The sequence below is a fragment of the Oleiphilus sp. HI0079 genome (assembly GCF_001635105.1).
In genome coordinates, this window is record NZ_LWFT01000102.1 from 1 (window position 1) to 761 (window position 761).

1 protein-coding gene is annotated in these 761 nt (G+C 48.2%); it reads right to left on the reverse strand.

What is annotated here, in order from left to right; all coding sequences use genetic code 11:
• Positions 1 to 433: hypothetical protein (locus tag A3750_RS01555; RefSeq protein WP_197474793.1), on the reverse strand; the 433-nt coding region annotated here is incomplete at its 3' end.
• Positions 434 to 761: the final 328 nt, after the last annotated feature.

Consider the following 761-nt stretch of genomic DNA (forward strand, 5'->3'; position numbering starts at 1 on the left):
CGCGAAAAAACACATCTAACTGTGCATTTTCAAGACTTTCCGCCGACTGCAATGTGACAAAAAGTGATTGTCCCTCGAGCATCGGTAAGGAATAAAAATCACTCGTATCCTCAGCGAAGACTTCGCCGTTTCGATAGTTTCCTGAACGAGCACTCACATAGCCGCCCAGGCTAGTAGGATTGTTTAAACGCTGAGCAGAAGACACCTCGTTATTAAGCGGCGCTATCGTCGCGACGCCGGTAATTTGAGTATCCGCATCCTGCTCAGAGAAGTCATCGACGAACAACTCACCAGACAGAGAAACACGCGTTCCAATCAACTGGGTATCATCCGCTGCTTGAGCCAATGACGCAGCATCATCGCTCGCACCGCCACTGCCACCGCCACACGCAGTAAGGAGCAACGCACAAGCCAAACTAACCAGGCGATTCATCGCCTTCCCTGTTTGGCAAGTGGAACGATATGCAGGTGATGCATTGAATAATTTCAAGATGCTCTCGGCTAGATCGACTAGATTCTTTAATACGTACGCACGTTTTACCGATCGCGGATCGATGAAGCGTACCTAACAATTGTAGCAGCCTAATCCTTTCCCACCGTTATCTAGCGCTACGAATTGCGACAAATTAGTAAATTTTCGTCAACCCAACCGGGTAACTACGCTAAAAGTCCAGATCAGCACGATTACAAGAGGCATTATCTTTACCAATCGCGTTGCTGTTTGCCCATTCATTACCGCGCGACTCACAAGGAGATGCAAA